This window comes from Streptomyces sp. NPDC045955 (assembly GCF_056430805.1).
In genome coordinates, this window is sequence record NZ_JBWKKY010000011.1 from 169564 (window position 1) to 187715 (window position 18152).

14 protein-coding genes and 1 pseudogene are annotated in these 18152 nt (G+C 72.4%); 8 read left to right on the forward strand and 7 right to left on the reverse strand.

Annotation, left to right across the window (positions count from 1 at the left end; all coding sequences use genetic code 11):
• Positions 1–16 precede the first annotated feature (16 nt).
• Together AC07F0_RS23765 and pssA are read left to right on the forward strand one after the other, a co-directional pair.
• Positions 17–673, forward strand: coding sequence for a phosphatidylserine decarboxylase (locus AC07F0_RS23765; protein ID WP_010038789.1), 657 nt, complete (start codon positions 17–19; stop codon positions 671–673).
• 58 nt (positions 674–731) lie between these two features.
• On the forward strand, positions 732–1514 hold the full coding sequence (gene pssA, locus AC07F0_RS23770) for a CDP-diacylglycerol--serine O-phosphatidyltransferase (protein ID WP_338784158.1): 783 nt from the start codon (positions 732–734) through the stop codon (positions 1512–1514).
• A gap of 146 nt (positions 1515–1660) precedes the next feature.
• Here pssA and AC07F0_RS23775 read toward each other — a convergent pair whose 3' ends face one another.
• Positions 1661–2779, reverse strand: coding sequence for a glycerate kinase (locus AC07F0_RS23775; protein WP_478981865.1), 1119 nt, complete (start codon positions 2777–2779; stop codon positions 1661–1663).
• A gap of 287 nt (positions 2780–3066) precedes the next feature.
• On the opposite strand from AC07F0_RS23775, the gene AC07F0_RS23780 reads away from it, so the two are divergent.
• The 3 genes from AC07F0_RS23780 (at position 3067) to AC07F0_RS23790 (ending at position 5601) form a co-directional block, all read left to right on the forward strand.
• A complete protein-coding gene (locus tag AC07F0_RS23780) occupies positions 3067–4140 on the forward strand; it encodes an ADP-ribosylglycohydrolase family protein (RefSeq protein WP_478981655.1) in 1074 nt (357 codons plus the stop codon).
• A 129-nt stretch (positions 4141–4269) separates the two neighbouring features.
• Positions 4270–4764, forward strand: coding sequence for an NUDIX domain-containing protein (locus tag AC07F0_RS23785; protein ID WP_436726977.1), 495 nt, complete (start codon positions 4270–4272; stop codon positions 4762–4764).
• A gap of 81 nt (positions 4765–4845) precedes the next feature.
• Entirely contained in the window at positions 4846–5601 is a 756-nt protein-coding gene (locus AC07F0_RS23790; RefSeq protein ID WP_478981657.1) for an SIR2 family NAD-dependent protein deacylase, read from the forward strand.
• 200 nt (positions 5602–5801) lie between these two features.
• On the opposite strand, the gene AC07F0_RS23795 is transcribed toward AC07F0_RS23790, so the two are convergent.
• Positions 5802–6284 carry a methylated-DNA--[protein]-cysteine S-methyltransferase gene (locus tag AC07F0_RS23795; protein ID WP_478981659.1) on the reverse strand — a complete coding sequence of 161 codons (483 nt, stop codon included), beginning with the start codon at positions 6282–6284 and terminating at the stop codon, positions 5802–5804.
• Positions 6285–6293: 9 nt separating this feature from the next.
• Positions 6294–7763: an AlkA N-terminal domain-containing protein gene (locus tag AC07F0_RS23800; RefSeq protein WP_478981867.1), complete on the reverse strand. Its 1470-nt coding sequence runs from the start codon at positions 7761–7763 to the stop codon at positions 6294–6296.
• Positions 7764–7918: 155 nt separating this feature from the next.
• Between AC07F0_RS23800 and AC07F0_RS23805 the strand changes: the two genes are divergently transcribed.
• Positions 7919–8281 carry an ArsR/SmtB family transcription factor gene (locus AC07F0_RS23805; RefSeq protein ID WP_020274584.1) on the forward strand — a complete coding sequence of 121 codons (363 nt, stop codon included), beginning with the start codon at positions 7919–7921 and terminating at the stop codon, positions 8279–8281.
• A gap of 47 nt (positions 8282–8328) precedes the next feature.
• Here AC07F0_RS23805 and AC07F0_RS23810 read toward each other — a convergent pair whose 3' ends face one another.
• Both AC07F0_RS23810 and AC07F0_RS23815 read right to left on the reverse strand, forming a co-directional pair.
• A complete protein-coding gene (locus AC07F0_RS23810) occupies positions 8329–12219 on the reverse strand; it encodes a glycoside hydrolase family 2 TIM barrel-domain containing protein (RefSeq protein WP_478981661.1) in 3891 nt (1296 codons plus the stop codon).
• Positions 12220–12466: 247 nt separating this feature from the next.
• Positions 12467–13297: an alpha/beta fold hydrolase gene (locus AC07F0_RS23815; protein WP_478981663.1), complete on the reverse strand. Its 831-nt coding sequence runs from the start codon at positions 13295–13297 to the stop codon at positions 12467–12469.
• Positions 13298–13449: 152 nt separating this feature from the next.
• On the opposite strand from AC07F0_RS23815, the gene AC07F0_RS23820 reads away from it, so the two are divergent.
• Positions 13450–15495, forward strand: coding sequence for a SpoIIE family protein phosphatase (locus AC07F0_RS23820; RefSeq protein WP_478981665.1), 2046 nt, complete (start codon positions 13450–13452; stop codon positions 15493–15495).
• A gap of 436 nt (positions 15496–15931) precedes the next feature.
• A pseudogene (locus tag AC07F0_RS23825) lies at positions 15932–16120 on the forward strand (class II glutamine amidotransferase); the annotation flags it as partial.
• A gap of 46 nt (positions 16121–16166) precedes the next feature.
• On the opposite strand, the gene AC07F0_RS23830 reads toward AC07F0_RS23825, so the two are convergent.
• Together AC07F0_RS23830 and AC07F0_RS23835 are read right to left on the reverse strand one after the other, a co-directional pair.
• The gene (locus AC07F0_RS23830) at positions 16167–16676 is read right to left on the reverse strand and encodes an O-acetyl-ADP-ribose deacetylase (RefSeq protein WP_478981667.1); all 510 of its coding nucleotides are present in this window, start codon (positions 16674–16676) and stop codon (positions 16167–16169) included.
• Complete coding sequence (locus AC07F0_RS23835) at positions 16673–18082, reverse strand: phytoene desaturase family protein (protein WP_478981669.1); 1410 nt, start codon at positions 18080–18082, stop codon at positions 16673–16675. Before AC07F0_RS23835 ends, AC07F0_RS23830 begins: the two co-directional genes overlap by 4 nt.
• Positions 18083–18152: the final 70 nt, after the last annotated feature.

Below are 18152 nucleotides of genomic sequence, written 5' to 3' on the forward strand. Positions count from 1 at the left end.
GCTACGAAGGTCATCCATGCCCCACAGCCAAACCTCTGCACCTCGCGACAGCCGGGCCGGCGTACGCCTCGCGCGCGGAGCATCGCCGTGGCTCCTTCCTACCGTCGCCACCGCAGCCCTCAGCCTGGCTCGCGCCCGCCGCTCCGGCGCCGCCAAGGCCGTGGCCGTTCCCGCCACCGCGCTCGCGGCGGGGATGCTGTGGTTCTTCCGCGACCCCGAGCGCGAGATCACCCAGGGCCGGGTCATCTCGCCCGCAGACGGTGTGGTGCAGAGCATCATGCCGTGGAAGGACGGCCGCACCCGCGTCGCGATCTTCATGAGCCCGCTCAACGTCCACGTCAACCGCGCGCCGCTGGCCGGCACGGTGACGTCGGTCGAGCACGTGCCCGGTGGCTTCGTTCCCGCCTTCAACAAGGAGAGCGAGAACAACGAGCGTGTCGTCTGGCACTTCGACACCGAGCTCGGCGACATCGAGATGATCCAGATCGCCGGCGCGGTCGCCCGCCGCATCGTTCCCTACGTGCCCCAGGGCACCAAGGTCGAGCAGGGCGAGCGGATCGGCCTGATCCGCTTCGGCTCGCGGGTCGACCTCTACCTGCCCGAGGGCGTGGAGGTCGCGGTCGAGGTGGGGCAGAAGACCGTGGCTGGGGTGACTCGCATTGACCGTGATTGATCCTGACACCAAGGCCGGCTGGGTCCCGGAGGCCGACGAGGTCGACGAAGAAGAGGAAATGCCCCTCTCTCTTCGCCTCTCCATAGCGGACACCCTGACGCTCGGCAACGCCACGTGCGGTTTCATGGCGGTGTACTTCACCACCACCGGCATCCTGATCCCGGACCTCACCGGCAGCCAGGAGACCGGCATGGCGCGCAACAGCGCGGCCACGGCGGTCATCCTGATGCTGTGCGCGGCGGTCTTCGACCTGTTCGACGGCCTGGTGGCGCGCAAGCTGCGCTCCTCGCCCATGGGCGCCGAGCTGGACAACCTCTCCGACCTGATCAGCTTCGGCCTGGCGCCGGCGTACTTCGTCCTCGTGTACGGCATGGTGGCGGACGGCGCGTACCAGCGGGTGGCGGCGGTCGGGGCGATCGTCGTGCTCTTGGCGGTGGTGCTGCGGCTTGCGCGGTTCTCGTGCGTCACGGTGAAGGACGGCACGTTCCAGGGCATGCCATCACCGTTCGGCGCGCTGACGGTCGTGTCGATCGTGCTGCTGGAGCTGCCGTTCGTGGCGACGCTGCTGGCGATCCTGGGGACGGCGTGGCTCATGGTGAGCCGGGTCGAGTACCCGAAGCCGCGGGGGCGGCTCGCGGTGGCGATGCTGTCGTGGATCGTGCTGGGCATGGGTCTGATGGCGGCCTGGGCCTTCGACGCGCCGAGCGGACAGCTGCTGCTGCAGACGGGATGCGCGCTGCAGCTGGTCATGGGGGCGGTGATCCCGCTGTTCGCGACGGCCCGACGGGTGAACAACTTCCGTGACAACCGGCGGGAGGCACGGGCGGCCCAGCTGCCCTGACCTCGTCCCACCACTGACGGGTGTGGCCCGAGCCTTCGAGGCTCGGGCCACACCCGTTTCACGTCGGCACACGCGCCCTCGGCGATCTCAGCAGCGGCAGCTACTTCAGGGACCCGGACGTGAGCTGACACCCCTGCCGTGACGGCTCAGGTCAGGAAGTCCCGCCCGATCCGCTCCGCCACCCGCTCCAGGATCGGTCCCGCCTCGGCGATGCACTTCGCCACCTCCGGCTCCGCGTCCGTCAGGGGGTAGACCCGGCGGAAGCCGGCCCGGCCCAGGGTCTCCGGCGGCAGGGCGAGGCGGCCGCAGACCGCGACGACCTCCTTGCCCGCCGCACGGGCCGCCGCGGCGACACCCGCCGGGGCCTTCCCGTGGAGGGTCTGTTCGTCGAGGGAGCCCTCGCCGGTGATCACCAGGTCGGCACGGTCCAGGGCGGGGGCGAAGCCCAGGACGTCGAGCATGACCTCGATGCCGGGGCGGAAGCGGGCGCCGAGCAGCAGGGCGCCGTAGCCGATGCCGCCCGCCGCGCCCGCGCCCGGCGAGGCGGCGTACGCGGCGGCCTTCGGTCCGGCCGACTCCTCCAGCACCTTCGCGAAGTGCGCGAGGGCGGCGTCCAGAGCCGCCACGTCGTCCGGTGAGGCGCCCTTCTGCGGGCCGTAGACCGCGGGCGCGCCCTTCGGGCCCGTCAGCGGGTTGTCCACGTCGCTCGCGAGAACCAGCTCGATCTCCGTCAGACGGGGGTCGAGGGCCGAGAGGTCGGCGGTGGCCAGCTCGGCGAGGCCGCCGCCGCCCGGGGGTACCGGCTCGCCGTGCCCGTCCAGGAAGCGCGCGCCCAGCGCGGACAGCATCCCGGCGCCGCCGTCCGTGGTGGCGCTGCCGCCGACGCCGAAGACGATCGTGCGGGCACCCGCGTCCAGCGCGGCCCGCAGCAGCTCGCCGGAGCCGTACGTGGAGGCCGTGAGCGGTGCGAAGACCCCGGCGGGCAGCCGCTGGAGTCCGCTCGCCTCGGCCATCTCCACGACCGCGGTGCGCTCACGCAACGCGAACGCCGCCGTCACCTCGTCGCCGAGCGGACCGGCGACCCGCACCTCCCGGCGCTCGAACCCGGCCGCGACCGCCGCGGCCACGGTTCCGTCGCCGCCGTCGGCCACGGGCAGCGCCTCGACCTCGACGTCGGGTACGGCCCGGCGCAGCCCGGCCGTCACCCGCTCGGCGACCTCCACGGCCGTCAGCGACCCCTTGAACTTGTCCGCGGCGACGAGCACCCGCCGTGCCTTCCGGGTATCGCTCACTGCAGCGTCCGCCACTTGCACTCCCCTTGCTCTCCGGGCCCTCACGCACGTCAAGGCCAGTCGCGCCGCAGCGACCTTAACCGCAGGACGCCCCCGTCGTCAGCCTGTGCCCATCCCGTGGACCGGCTCAGGGCCGCGGGGCTGTGTCACATATGCGGCTGCCGCCGCGCGGGCGCGAGCGACCACGACGAACCCGCAGCCGCGCGCAGACCCCGGAACCCAGCCCTTAGGCGTCCCGCTGAAACGGGTAGACCTCAACCATGCCCCCTGCGCACACCCAGACAGACCTCCCCGACCGCATCCTCGGCGGCTGGCAGGGCCGCATCGCGGGCAACATGCTCGGCAAACCGGTCGAGCAGGGCGAGGTGTGGACCCGCGACCGCATCGACCGCTACCTGCGCCAGGCCGCCGCCCTGCCGCTGACCGACTACCTCCCCGAGCCGATCAGCGAACACGACGGCTTCGAGCTGCGCCCCGAATGGCGCCAGTGCGTGCGCGGCCGGATCCACGGCAGTTGCCGTGACGACGACGTCGACTACGCGATCCTCGGCCTGGACCTGCTGGAGACCCACGGCTTCGGCTTCAGTACCGAGCAGGTCGGCGACCTGTGGCTGCTGCGGCTGCCGTACCTCCAGACGTTCACCGCCGAGCGGGCCGCGTACCGCAACCTCGCCAACGGGCTGAAGCCGCCGCTGACGGCGACGTACGACAACCCGTACCAGGAGTGGATCGGGGCGCTGATCAGGGCCGACATCTACGGCTGGACCAGCCCGGGCCTGCCGCGCCGGGCCGGCTCGCTGGCCCGGCGGGACGCGGTGCTGTCGCACACCGGCAACGGGGTCTACGGGGCGATGTGGGCCGCGGCGCTGATCGCGGCGGCGTTCACGGCGCCCACCGTGCGGCACGCGATCGACGAGGCCCTGGCCGTGATCCCGGCGAGCAGCCGCCTGGCCCGTACGGTGCGCCGGGTCGTCTCCCTGCACGACACCCGGATGTCCTGGGAGGACACGCTCACCACGCTCACCGAGGAGACGGCCGGGATGGGCTGGATCCACACGGTCCCGAACGCCGCCGTGCTCACCGCGGGCCTGCTCTACGGCGACGGCGACTTCACCCGCACCATCGCCCTGACCGTCCGCGGCGGCCTGGACACCGACTCCAACGGCGCGACGGCGGGGTCGGTGGCGGGAGTGTTCGGCGGTGCTGCCGCCATTCCGCGGCAGTGGACGGTTCCGCTGGAGGACACGGTCCGCAGCGCGGTGTTCGGCTTCGACGGGGTGCGGATCAGCGAGCTGGCGGAGCGGACACTGCGGCTGGCGGGGCGACGGGGCTGACAGCGACGTCGGCCGGGCGCAGTACATGTCCGTAAGACGGGCTCGTCCTCCGGCAGCCTCTACGTCAACTGCAAGTCCAGCTACTCTTCCCCTGCGGCTGAGCCGTCATCGGGTGGTTACCCTGCCCCAATGACCACCTCTTCTGACTTCGCCGCCTACATCGCGTCCCTGCCCCGCGTCCTGGCCGGCGCCGCCGCGCTGTTCCGGGACGGCGAGGGCCGGGTGCTGCTCGTCGAGCCCAACTACCGGGAGGGCTGGGCGCTGCCCGGCGGCACGATCGAGTCCGACGACGGCGAGACGCCGCGGCAGGGCGCGCGGCGCGAGACGGCGGAGGAGATCGGGCTGGACCGGGAGCTCGGCCGGCTGCTGGCGGTGGACTGGGTGCACGGCGCGGGGCGTCCGCCGCTGGTGGCCTATCTGTACGACGGCGGGGTGCTCGGCGAGGACGAGTTCAAGGCGATCCGCCTCCAGGAGGAGGAACTGCTGTCCTGGCGGCTGGTTCCGCGCGAGGAGCTGACCGAGTATCTGCCGGGCGCCCTCGGCCGCCGTGTCCTGGCCGCCCTGGACGTCCTGGCGGAGGGCTCGGGCACGGCGGAGCTGGAGAACGGGCACCGGGTGTCCTGACCGGCTCCGCCCGGTCACCCGAGGGCGCCCCGTTCGATAACCGCTCGCCGCTGTCGTACGGCCCGGCCTACCCTCGGTGACATGGCCAAACCCCTCGTCGCGCTCCTCACCGGTGCCGGTATCAGCACGGACTCCGGGATCCCGGACTACCGCGGGCCGAACGGGCTCTGGCGGCGGGATCCGGAGGCCGAGAGGCTCGTCACGTACGAGTACTACATGGGCGACCCGGAGATCCGCCGCCGCTCCTGGCGGATGCGGCGCGAGAACCGGGCCCTTCAGGCGGAACCCAACGCCGCGCACCGGGCGGTGGCCGAACTGGAGCGGTCCGGGGTGCCCGTCCGGGTGATCACGCAGAACGTGGACGGGCTGCACCAGCTCGCCGGGATGCCCGACCGCAAGGTCCTCGAACTGCACGGCACGGCCCGGAGTGTCGTCTGCACCGGCTGCCACGCCCGCGGCTCGATGGAGGACGCGCTCGCACGGGTCGAGGCCGGTGAGGACGACCCGCCGTGCCTGGAGTGCGGCGGCGTCCTGAAGTCGGCGACGGTGATGTTCGGCGAGCGGCTCGACCCCGTCGTCCTCGGCGAGGCGGCCGCCATCAGCAAGGCCTGCCAGGTGTTCGTCGCCGTCGGTACGAGCCTCCAGGTCCAGCCCGCGGCCGGCCTCGCCGGTGTGGCCGCCGACCACGGCGCCCGCCTCATCATCGTCAACGCCGAGCCGACGCCGTACGACGACCGCGCCGACGAGATCGTCCGTGAGCCCATCGGCACGGCGTTGCCAGAGCTGTTGCGCGGCCTCACGGCCGAGGCGCGGCCAGCAGATCCGCCAGGCGCGTGAGCGCGTCGCGGCCTTGGTCGCGTTCGGCTTCGGTGAGGTCGAGCGCGGCGGCCCGGGCCAGGGCGGTCGCCGCCGCGTCCTCGTCGCCGAGTCGCCCCGCGATGTGTGCTTGAGCGGCCCGACCCCCGGCAGACCCTGGGTGGGGTTCCTGCCGTACGCCGCCTTGAGCCCGGCCCGGAACGCCTGGTAGAGGCCGGGTGCTAGAAGAGCGCGGCACCCCGCTCGAAGTCCAGCAGGCGCTGCTTGCGTTCCAGCCCGCCCCCGTATCCCGTGAGGCCGCCGTTCGCGCCGATCACACGGTGGCAGGGGACGATGATGCCGATGGGGTTGCGGCCGTTGGCGAGGCCGACCGCGCGGGAGGCCGTGGGGGTGCCGAGGGCTTCGGCGAGTTGGCCGTAGGTGCGGGTCTCGCCGTAGGGGATGCGGCGCAGTCGGTCCCAGACGCGGCACTGGAACGGGGTGCCGGTCAGGCGGAGTTCGACGGTGAACTCCTTGAGCTCACCCGCGAAGTAGGCCTTCAGTTCCTCCTCCGCCTGCGCGAACAAGGTGTCGTCGCGGGTGCCGAAGGTCTCCTCCGGCGGGCGGTGGCGCTGGCCGGTCATGTAGACGCCGCACAGGACGCCGTCGTCGGCGACGAGGGTGAGGGGGCCGTAGGGGCTCTCGCTCACGGTGTGGTGCTTCATGGAACGTCCCTATACCGGTAGGAAGTTGATCGGGTGGCTGTCGGTCGCCCAGAGGTACTGGACGGCGTAGGCCCGCCAGGGGCGCCAGGCCGCCGCGCGGGCGGTGAGCGCGGCGGGCGTGGAGGGCAGGCCGACCTCCTGGGCGGCGCGGCGGATGCCGAGGTCGGTGGGGAGGAAGGCGTCGGGGTCGCCGAGGGCGCGCATGGCGATGACGTCGGCCGTCCAGGGGCCGAATCCGGGCAGGGCGAGGAGCTGGGCGCGGGCCTGCGGCCAGTCGCTCTCCACGCCCAGGTGGAGGTCGCCGTCGGCGAGCCGGCGGACCAGGGTGGTGAAGGTCGTGCGGCGCGTGCGGGGCATCGCCAGTGTCTCCGGGTCCAGCGCGGCGAGGGCCTCGGGGGCCGGGAAGAGGTGGGTGAGGCCGCCCTCGGGGTCGTCGACCGGTTCGCCGTGCGCGGTGACCAGGCGGGCCGCGTGGGTGCGGGCGGCGGCGGTGGAGACCTGCTGGCCGAGCACGGCCCGGACGGCGAACTCCGCCTCGTCCACCGTGCGCGGGACTCTCCGGCCGGGCGCCTTGTCGACCAGCGGCGCCAGGACCGGGTCGGTGCGCAGCTGGTCGTCGATCGCGACCGGGTCGGCGTCCAGGTCGAGCAGACGGCGGCAGCGGCTGATCGCGACGGTCAGATCGCGCAGGTCGCTGAGGGTGAGGCGGCAGGCGATGTGGTCCGGGGTGGGGGTCAGGGACACGATGCCGTGGCCGTAGGGCAGCCGGAGCGTGCGCCGGTAGGAGCCGTCGCGCCACTCCTCCACCCCGGGTACGGCCGTCGCGGCGAGGTGGCCGAAGAGGTTGTCGGGGTTGAGCGGGGACCGGAACGGCAGCCGCAGTGACAGCGCGCCGGGCGTGCTCGCGCCCTGCCGCCTCGGGGCGCGGGCGCGCAGCTCGCTCGGGGAGAGGGCGAAGACCTCGCGGACGGTGTCGTTGAAGGTGCGGATCGAGGCGAAGCCGGCGGCGAAGGCGATCCGGGCCATCGGCAGGGCCGTCGTCTCGATGAGGAGCCGGGCGGTCTGGGCGCGCTGGGCGCGGGCGAGCGCGAGGGGGCCCGCGCCCAGTTCGGCGAGCAGCTGGCGCTCGACCTGCCGGGCGCTGTAGCCGAGCCGGGCGGCGAGGCCGCGCACGCCCTCGCGGTCCACGACACCGTCGGCGATCAGCCGCATGGCGCGGGCCACGAGGTCGGCGCGCTGGTTCCACTCCGGGGAACCGGGGCTGGTGTCGGGCCGGCAGCGCTTGCAGGCCCGGAAACCGGCCTGCTGGCAGGCCGCCGCGCTCGGGTGGAAGACCATGTTCTGCGGCTTGGGCGGCACGACCGGGCAGCTGGGACGGCAGTAGATGCCGGTCGTCAGGACGGCCGTGAAGAACCATCCGTCGAACCGGGCGTCCTTGGACTGGACGGCGCGCACGCAGCGCTCGGTGTCGGTGTGCATCCCCATGTGCATGCGTCCAGCATCCGGCACCGGACGGGACGAGGCTGGCGAGAATCCGACATCGACGTGCCCGGGCGGCGCCCCGCGAAGGCCACGGGAGCCAGTACGGATGAATATCCATTCATGTGTTTGTGGGCGACCGGTACGATGACGTCATGGGTCATGGAGCCGTCATCCCCGCACAGGACGCCACCGAGCGCGTACGCCTGGACGCGGACAACGTCGCGAAGGTCGCCACCACGCTCCAGGCCCTGTCCACACCCTCCCGGCTGCTGATTCTGGCGCGGCTGCGGGAAGGCCCGCTGCCGGCCACCGAGTTGGCCGCCGAGGTGGGCATGGAGCAGTCGGCCTGCTCGCACCAGCTGCGGCTGCTGCGCAATCTGGGCCTGGTCGTCGGCGAGCGGCAGGGCCGTTCCGTCGTCTACGCGCTGCACGACCACCATGTCGCCGAGCTGCTCGACCAGGCCGTCTACCACGTGGAGCATCTGCGCCTGGGCATCAGCGACGCCGCCGACTGAGGCGGCGCCCCCCGCGTGAGGTGGCGCCGCCGTCCCGCCGTTCGGCGCTATTCGGTGGCCGTCGGCCGTCGCGAGGCCGCCATCGCCTCGCTCACGCGCGTCAGCGGACGCAGCCGGTAGGTGTAGGCGTAGTCGCGCTTGGCGAGGAGCTTGAACTCGTCGTGGGTGTGGGCGCCCCAGCTGTTGTCACCGCCCACGCCCATCTGACGGTGGTTGACCCGGAGGACCACCGCGTCCCTGGGGTCGAGCTGGTAGTCGTGGCGGGCGCCGACCGACAGGTCCTCGGGGGTGAAGTGCGAGGCGTTGATCTCCAGCAGCGGCTCACCGCAGACGAGCAGTCCGCGTCCGCTGCCGTCCGTCAGCGCGGCCCAGCGGACGTCGGTCTTGTTGCCGTTCTCCTGGGGGCGCAGGTAGGAGGTCCACTGGTCGGAGACGGTGCCGGAGTGCAGGCCCACGTCGGTGGCGTTGTTGCGGTCCCACATGTTCTCCTCCGGGCCCCGGCCGTAGTAGTGCAGCCGGTGCAGGCGGCGGGGCAGGAACAGCAGGGTGCCGACCTCGGGGATGTAGGGCAGGTTCGACGCTCCCGGGTGCAGGGTGTTGTCGACCTTGATCTCGCCGTTGCCGAAGACCGTGTACGTGGTGCTGTACGTGGACTGCGTGCTGGTGGGCAGCGTGCCGGTGCACCTGATCTCGACGGCCCGGTCGTCCAGCGGCCGGACCCGTACGTCCGCCACCTTCCGCTTGGCTCCCGCGTCCCGCCACGTCTGGTTGCGGGTGTGGTGGCCGTTGCCCCGGTCGTTGTCGGTGGGCGCCCGCCAGAAGTTGGGGACGGGGCCGGAGGTGATGAGCCGGGTGCCGCCCGTCTCGTACGACGTGATGGTGCCGGTGCTCTTGTCGACGGTGACCGAGAAGCCCTTGCCCTTGATGGTGACGGCCTCGTCCCGGTCGGTGTACCGCAGGGCGGGGACGCTGCGCAGGGGCAGGGGCGTCACGGCCGGGCTGTCCGTGTCGAGGGCGAGCTGCTGCTTGGCCACCTCGAAGCCGGCCTTCGCCCACTTGGTGGACTCCTTGGTGGTGAAGGAGAGCTGGAGGAAGTACTCCGTGCCCGGTTCGGGCTTCGCCGGCAGCCGCACCGGCACCTTGATGTCCTTGCTGGTCAGCGGCGCGAGGCTCAGCTGGTCGCGGGTCAGCCGGCCGCGCTGGACGACTTTGCCGTCGGCGATGAGGGACCAACGGCCGTCGAACTCGCGGAGGTCGGTGAAGAGGTACTCGTTGGTGAGGGTGACGGCGCCGGGACCGCCGGAGGCCGGGGCGGCGTTGATCGCCTGGTAGATCTGCTTGACCTCGGCGGACTTGCCCGTGAGGCCGCGGTCGGCGGTGATGATGCCGTCACCGGCGAAGGCGCCGTCGTTGGGGTTGTCACCCCAGTCGCCGCCGTAGGCGTAGAACGTCCTGTCGCGCGGGCGCTGCTCGGCGAAGCCGACGGTGGCGGCGTCGAACCAGAAGCGCACGCCCTCGTCGTCCGGACCGCGGCTGTCGGAGGCCAGTTCGGTGGCGCTGAGCGCGCGGGCGTAGACGCAGGCCCGCCGGATGGTGCCGCTGAACTCCCGGGTCGGGTTGTCGACGTCGGTGGCGAGCGCCAGGGACGCGGTGTTGTCGGTGGGGCGCCGGGTGGTGGTGCGGGTGCCGCGCACCTGGCCGTCGACGTACAGGGTGAGCGTCCCCGCGTCGGCGTCGAAGACACCGGCGACGTGGTGCTCCCTGCCCGTCCAGCCGTCGGGCAGCGCCCAGCTCGCGGTGACCCACTGACCGCCGCCGTGGATGAAGAACTCCAGGTTCTTGTCGGTCTGTTTGAGGGCGTACTGGGTGTCGCCCTTGGCGAGGATGGGCTGGTGGCCGTAGGGCACGCCCGGGGTGACCCAGGCCTCCAGCGTGAGGGAGCCGGTGAGGTCCAGGCCGGGGTCGCGCGGGAAGACGGTGCCGCCAAAGACGCCCTTGGAGCGGTCGAAGGTGCCCGCGGGGGCCATGATCTCGCCGCGCAGCGCGCCCGGGCCGGACTCGGTCAGCAGCTTGCGGGTGGGGGCCGGCCAGCTCAGGGCCTGGTCGACGAAGTCCCAGATCCAGCCGCCCTGGAGGACGTCGTAGCGGCGGACGATGTCCCAGTACTTCTTGAAGTTGCCGTTGGAGTTCCCCATCCCGTGCGAGTACTCGATCATCACGTACGGGCGGGTGTCGCTGGTGTCCTTGGCGCGCTGCTCGACCCGCTGCGGGCTGTCGTACATCTCGGAGCGGATGTCGCTGATGCCCGGGCGGTCGTCGCCCTCGTACTGGATGACGCGGGTGGGGTCGTAGGAGCGGATCCAGTCGTGCATGGCGTTGAAGGTGGTGCCGCCGCCCGCCTCGTTGCCGAGGGACCAGATGACCACCGAGGCGTGGTTCTTGTCGCGGTGGACCATGTTCTGGGCGCGGACCACGCACGCCTCGGTCCACTCGGGATGGCCGCTGCCCGGGAACCTGTCGCGGATGCCGTGGGTTTCGAGGTTGGTCTCGCCCACGAGGTACAGGCCGTACTCGTCGGCGAGTTCCAGCCACAGCGGGTTGTTGGGGTAGTGCGAGGTGCGGACGCTGTTGATGTTGAGCCGCTTGATGATCTCGATGTCCTCGATCATCTGCGCCCGGGTGAGCGCGGAGCCGGTTTCGGGGTGCATCTCGTGCCGGTTGGTGCCGCGGAAGGAGACCGGCTTGCCGTTGATGCGCATCAGGCCGTCCTTGAGCGCGAACTCGCGGAAGCCGACCCGGTGCGAGAGGGTCTCGACCACCTTGCCGGAGGGGTCGCGCAGCCGGAGCACCGCGGTGTAGAGGTTCGGGTGCTCGGCGGACCAGAGCTTCGGCGAGGGGACGGCTCTGGACGCCTCGGCGGTGGCCTCGTCGCCTTCGGGGACGTCGACCGGCTGGTTCAGGGGCCGCGGCCAGACGGCGTGGCCGCGCGCGTCGTAGAGCTGGGTCTCGACCGTGTAGCGGCCCGCGCCCTTGCCGCCGTAGTCGCGGACGTGCGCGGTGACCTTGAGTTCGGCGGAGGTGTAGTCGTCGCCGAGCGGGGTGTCCAGCTTGAAGTCGCGCAGGTGCACGTTCGGGGTGGAGTACAGGTGGACCGAGCGGAAGATGCCGCTCAGCCGGATCATGTCCTGGTCCTCCATCCACTCCGCGTCCGAGTAGCGGTATACCTCGACGGCGATCTGGTTGGTGCCCGGCTTGAGGTGGCGGGTGATGTCGTACTCGGCGGAGGTGTAGGAGTCCTCGTGGTAGCCCACCAGCTCGCCGTTGATCCACACGTAGTGGGCGGACTTGACGCCCTCGAAGTGCAGGAAGGTGCGCCGGCCCGACCAGTTCCGGGGGACGGTGAACGTACGGCGGTACTGGCCGACGGGGTTGTAGCGGGTCGGGGCGGTGGGCGGCTGGGCCTCCTCGCCGCCGCCGTTGGGTCCCCACCAGGGATAGGTGATGTTGACGTAGATGGGGAAGTCGTAGCCGTGCAGCTGCCAGGCGGAGGGCACGGGGATGGTGTCCCAGCCGGAGTCGTCGACGTCGGTGCGGTAGAAGTCGGTGTCCCGGTCGTCGGGCCGGTCGGCGTAGGCGAACTTCCACTTGCCGTCGAGGCTGAGCCGGTACGGCGAGCGGGTGCGGTCGCCGTCCAGCGCCTGCTCGACGTCCGCGTACGGCATGAGCGTGGTGTGCGGCGGCTCGGTGCCCATGCGGTACACGGCCAGGCCGTCGTTCCACTCCGGCGGGCCGTCCGCCGCCGGGCGCCGGCCGGCCGCGTGCGCGACGGCGGGCGACGCGGACAGGGCGAGCGCGCCGAGCATGGCGGCGCCCCCTTCGAGCAGGCGGCGACGGCTGACGACGGGCCGGTCGGCGGGGGACGGAAGCGGGTGCGGCATGACCGTGGCCTTCCTCGGTTCGACAGGGTGCTGCACGGACTGAGGGCACGTCCGTTGCGATCCCCAACTCCCTTGCTGGGTGTTTCTGTTGGGACTTCTGCAACGGACGGTGACGGAGCAACTGCTGAGCAGGCACACCCTAGGACTCGAACACAATCGAAGCAATGACCCCGTCGGACTTTGTGCGGTCCTGATGGTTCTGGCTCGCCAGGCGCCTTCACGCCCCTTCAGGCCCCATCGGGCCCCGTCAGCTCCCGAGGAAGGTGAGCACCTCGTTCGTCAGCCGGGCGGGGGCGTCCAGCGGGACGAGGTGGCCGGACTCCGGGACGGGCACCAGCCGCGCACCCGGGATCAGGGCGGCCAGCTCCTGGCCCTTGGCGAAGGGGATCCAGGTGTCCTCGGTGCCCCAGCAGACCGTCACCGGCAGGTCGAGCGTGGGATACAGCGGCTGGATGTCGTCGGTGTAGCGCTGGTCGGCCTGCGCGATCTGGCGGTAGAAGGCGGCCTGGCCCCGCTCCCCCGTCCAGGGCCGCACGAGCGCGTCCAGCGCGGCGGGCCGCAGGCCGAGGTGGCTCGCGGACGTGACGTACTCGCGCACCAGAGCCTCGTGCAGCGCCGGCGGCAACTGCTCGAAGACGCGGCTGTGCTCCCCGACCAGCCGGAAGAAGGGAGAACCCCAGGGCTTCAGGGCCACCGGGTCGACCAGCGCGAGCCGCCGGTAGCGGGCCCCGTGCAGCAGATGGGCGCGCAGTGCCACGCACCCGCCGAAGTCGTGCGCGACGACGGACGGCTCCTCAAGCCCCCAGTGCGCGAGCAGCTCGGTGAAGATCCGGCCCTGGGCCCCCAGCGAGACGTCCTGGTCCGGGCGCATGTCGGAGGTGCCGTAACCCGCCATGTCCCACACGTGCACGAGGTGTCCGCCGGCGGCGAGCGCCGGAGCGATCTCGTGCCACACGTAGGAGGAGAAGGGCGTCCCGTGCAGCAGCACGACCGGCTCGCCGCCGGGCTCCCCGAACCGGTCCCAGCGCACGGTCCCCGACGTGGTGGCCAGGCTCTCCCGCAATATCCAGTCAGCCAAGATTCCGCTCCCTCTTCCTCTGTGCATCGACCGGTGATGATTTGTCATTTCGGCGCGACAGTGTCGCTCTACCGACCGTAATGTGACCTCATCGGACAGCTGCGCAACGGATCTTGGCCGGACCTTTTGCCGCGCCGGAAGGAGCGGCTCGCATGAACGGGTATGCGCCCTCGGACCGGGACGCCGTCACGGCCGCGCCCGGTGGGCTGCTGGACCTGCTGAAGGTCGCGGCCGTGGTCCTGGACGACGGCGGGCACATCGCCCTGTGGAGCCCCGAGATCGAGCAACTGCTCGGCTACACGGCCGACGAGGCCCTGCGGCGGCGCGCCGACACGCTCCTGATCGCGCCCGAGAACCGCGCCCGGGGCAGGGAGCTGTTCGCCCAGGTCAGAGCTGGGGACCGCTGGGCCGGCGTCTTCCCGCTGCGCCACCGCGACGGCACGGAACGCGCCGTGGAGTTCCGCACGATGCGGCTCCTCGACAGCGAGGGCAGGCCCCACCTGCTGGGACTCGCCACGGACGCGACGACCGTACGGAAGGTGGAGCGGGACCTCGCCCTCTCGCACAGCCTCGTCAACCAGACCCCGCTCGGCATCGCCGTCTTCGACAACGACCTGCGCTGGGTCGGGGTCAACCCCGCGCTGGAGCGGATCAACGGGGTGCCCGAGGAGGCCTTGCTGGGCCGGCGGCTCGGCGAGGTGCTGCCGGGCCTGGACGTCGAGGCGATCGAGGCCCGGATGCGGCACGTCCTCAAGACCGGCAGGCCCCTGCTCGACCAGCAGACCATCGGCCGTACGGCGGCGGACGAACAGGACCGCGCCTACTCGGAGTCGTACCACCGCATCGAGGACAGCGATGGCCGGGTCCTCGGGCTCGCGATGGCCGTGCTGGACGTGACCGAACGGCAGCAGGCCGCGGCCGAGGTCGCGCAGGCACGCCAGCACCTGTCGGTGATCGCCGAAGCCGGGGTGCGGATCGGCACCACGCTGGACCTTCAGCAGACCGCCCGGGAGCTGGCCGACGTGGTGGTGTCGCACCTCGCGGACTTGGCCGCCGTGGACGTCCTGGAGTCGGTCGTGGCCCGCGGCACCATCGTGCCGGTGTCGGGCGGAGCGCCCGCGGAGTTCCGGGCGCTGGCCGTCGCGGCGGGTTATTCGACCGACGCCATCCACGCCGCCGACCCGGTCGGCGAACTGGCCACCTACGCCTCGTCACGGATCATCACACAGTGCGTCCACAGGGCCCGCCCGGTCCTGGTCGAGCGCGTGGACCCGAAGATGATGCGGCGCATCGCCCGGGACGCGCGGGCCGCCCGGACCCTGCACGAGGCGGGCGCGCACTCCTACCTGGCCGTGCCGCTGGTGGCCCGGGGCAAGGTGCTCGGCACTCTCACCCTGTACCGCACGATCGACGAACGCCCGTTCGACGACCGGGATCAGGCGCTCGCCTCGGAGCTCGCCGCGCGCGCGGCGATCTGCATCGACAACGCCCGCCTCTACGGGCGGGAACGGGGCACCGCCCTGACGCTCCAGCGCAGTCTGCTCCCGGCCACGCCCGCCGAGCAGGAGGGGCTCGACATCGCCGCCCGCTACCGCCCGGCGCTCAGCGAGGTCGGTGGCGACTGGTACGACGTGCTGCCGCTGGGCCCGGGACGCACCGGGCTCGTGGTGGGCGACGTCATGGGCAAGGGCGTCCAGGCCGCGGCGATCATGGGGCAGCTGAGCACGGCGACGCGGGCACTGGCACGGCTCGACCTGCCGCCCGCCGAACTGCTGCGGCACCTCGACGACATCGCCGGTTCGCTCGGCGACGCGATCGCCACGTGCGTGTACGCGGTGTGCGACCTGCGGGCCGGCGTCTGCTCACTGTCCAGCGCCGGTCATCTGCCGCCGGTACTCGCCGGGGCGGACGGCAGCGCGAAGCTCGTCGACGTGCCCGGCGGGGTGCCGCTGGGGGTGGGCGGCGTGGAGTTCGGCACCGTGGAACTGGAGTTCGCACCGGGCTCCCTGCTCGCCCTGTACACCGACGGGCTGGTCGAGAACCGCGGGGAGGCGATCGACACCGGCCTCACCCTGCTGACCCGCCTCCTGGAGAACGCGGGGCCCAGCCTGCAACGGGCCAGTGACAGCCTCCTGGGCGCGCTGAGCCCGGAGCCCGACGACGACGTCGCGCTGCTGCTGGTCCGCGCCCGTTCCTGAGCGCGCGGCGCGGACGAGGCCGGGCGCCGGGCCCGTGGCCTCTCGACCAGGCGCTCATGACCCCTCTGACGATGGTGGACGCCGGCTCCGCGCCACTCTCCGCGGTCGCGGGCATGGGGCTCCCGCTGCGTGCCGCGCGCCGGATCATGAGCAGCACTCGTTTCCCCAGGGTCTCGGTGTTCACTCACCCACGCACACCGGCCCGGGCCCTGCCGCTCCCCCGGCAACCACCCGTGGCGGGCGATGCGGGGGTCACCGGTGGCGGGGTTGTCTGAGAGCACGCGCCGCGGCCCCGGCGCGCGAGACGTATCCGTACCGACACCTGCGGAGCCGCACGGCAGGGCCGAGGCGGCTCGGACGGAGGGGGCGACCATGTGCCGCTGGCTGGCCTACTCGGGCACTCCCGTGCTGCTGGACGACGTCCTGTACCAGCGCGGGGGACTCTCGGTCGTACAGCAGCCAGGTGGAGGACGTCCGGGCCCTCCACCCCGATCTCGCGTTCCTGCAGCACATCTCCGAGGAGACCCGGCTGGTCGTCTCGGAGCCGCTCGGTGATCTGCCCGGCGTCTGGAACGCGGTACCGGAGAACAGCTACGGCGTGGTACAGCCCGGCCGTAACCTGCTGCAGCATTCGAGCCCGAGCCGGTCTGAGACGGCCCGGCCGGGCCGTCTCAGCGGAGCCGGCCGGCGAACACCTCGTACGCCTGCTCGTCGAAGAGCACGAACCTGACCTCCTCGACCGCCGTGTCCGCTGCCCGTACGGTCTCCACCGCGATGCGCGCGCCGTCGTCCATCGGCCAGCCGTAGACGCCCGTGGAGACGGCCGGGAACGCGATCGTGCGGGCGCCGAGATCGTCGGCGACGCGGAGGGACTCGCGGTAGCAGGAGGCGAGGAGGGCGGAGCGGTCCTCGGTGGCGCTGAAGACCGGGCCGACCGTGTGGATCACCCAGCGGGCGTCCAGGTCGCCGGCGGTGGTGGCGACCGCCTGGCCGGTGGGCAGGCCCTTGCCGTACCGGGAGGCGCGGAGCTTGCGGCACTCTTCCAGGATCGCGGGGCCGCCGCGCCGGTGGATCGCTCCGTCGACCCCTCCCCCGCCCAGCAGCGAGGAGTTGGCCGCGTTGACGATGGCGTCCACGCTCTCGCGGGTGATGTCGCCCTGGACCAGTTCGATGGTGGTCATGGCTGCCTCAGTCGCTTCCAGACGGCCTTCGCCGCGTTGTGCCCCGACATGCCGTGCACACCGGGGCCCGGCGGGGTCGCCGACGAGCAGATGAAGACGGCCGGGTGCGGCGTGCGGTACGGGAACAGGGTCGGTTTCGGGCGCAGCAGGACCTGCAGGCCGGAGACCGCGCCGGAGGCGATGTCGCCGCCGACGTAGTTGGCGTTGCGGGCGGCGAGTTCGGGCGGGCCGGCCGTCGCGCGGGCCAGGACGCGGTCGCGGAACCCCGGGGCGAACCGCTCCAGTTGGCGTTCGACGGCGTCGGTGAGGTCACCGGTCCAGCCGTGCGGGACGTGGCCGTAGGCCCAGAAGACGTGCTTGCCCGCCGGGGCCCGGCTGGGGTCGACGACGCTCGGCTGGACCGTGATCAGGAACGGCTTGTCGGGGGCCCGGCCCTCGCGGGAGGCCGCGCGCAGGGCCGCGCCGATCTCCGCGCGGTCCGCGCCGATCTGCACCGTGCCGGCGACGCGGGCCTCCTTCGCGGTCCAGGGCACGGGGCCGTCCAGCGCGTAGTCGATCTTGAAGACGCCCGGTCCGTAGCGGTAGTCCGCGTAGTGGTTGCCGAAGCCGGCGATGCGGGCCAGGGCGGTGGGCGAGGTGTCGAAGACGTACGCGCGGGCCGGCGGCAGGTCGTCGAGGCGCTTGACCTCGTAGTCGGTGTGGACGCTGCCGCCGAGGTCGCGCAGGTAGGCGGCGAGGGCGTCGGAGATGGCCTGGGAGCCGCCGCGGGCGAGGGGCCAGCCGCGGGCGTGTGCCGCCAGGGCGAAGACCAGGCCGATGGCGCTGGTGGCGAAGCCGCCGAGCGGCGCCATGACATGCGCGACGAGCCCGGCGAACAGCGTCCTGGCCGGTTCGTCACGGAAGCGGCGCGTCAGCAGGGTCGACGGGGGCAGACCGACGAGGCCGAAGCGGGCGAGGGTGACCGGGTCGCGGGGCAGTGCCGTGAGCGGCAGGGACATGAAGTCGCGGGCCAGCACGTCCCACTTGGGCAGGAAGGGCTCGACGAGCCTGCGGTACGTCCCGGCGTCGCGCGGCCCGAAGGAGGCGGCCGTCTCGCCCACCGACCGGGCCAGCACGGCCGCCGAGCCGTCCGGGAAGGGGTGTGCCATGGGGAGCTCGGCGTGCAGCCACTCCAGGCCGTAGCGCTGGAGCGGCAGGGCGCGGAACGCGGGTGAGTTGACGGCGAGCGGGTGCGCCGCGGAGCACGGGTCGTGCCGGAAGCCCGGCAGGGTGAGCTCCTCTGTGCGGGCACCGCCGCCCACGGTGCCCCTGGCCTCGAACACGGCGACGGAGAATCCCCGGCGGGCCAGCTCCACGGCCGCGGTCAGTCCGTTCGGCCCCGCACCCACTACGACGGCATCGAGCATCGACGGCACCTTCGGACCCCTTCGTCAGCCGACGGCCACTGAGGATCAGGATAGGCCCGGGGACTGACAG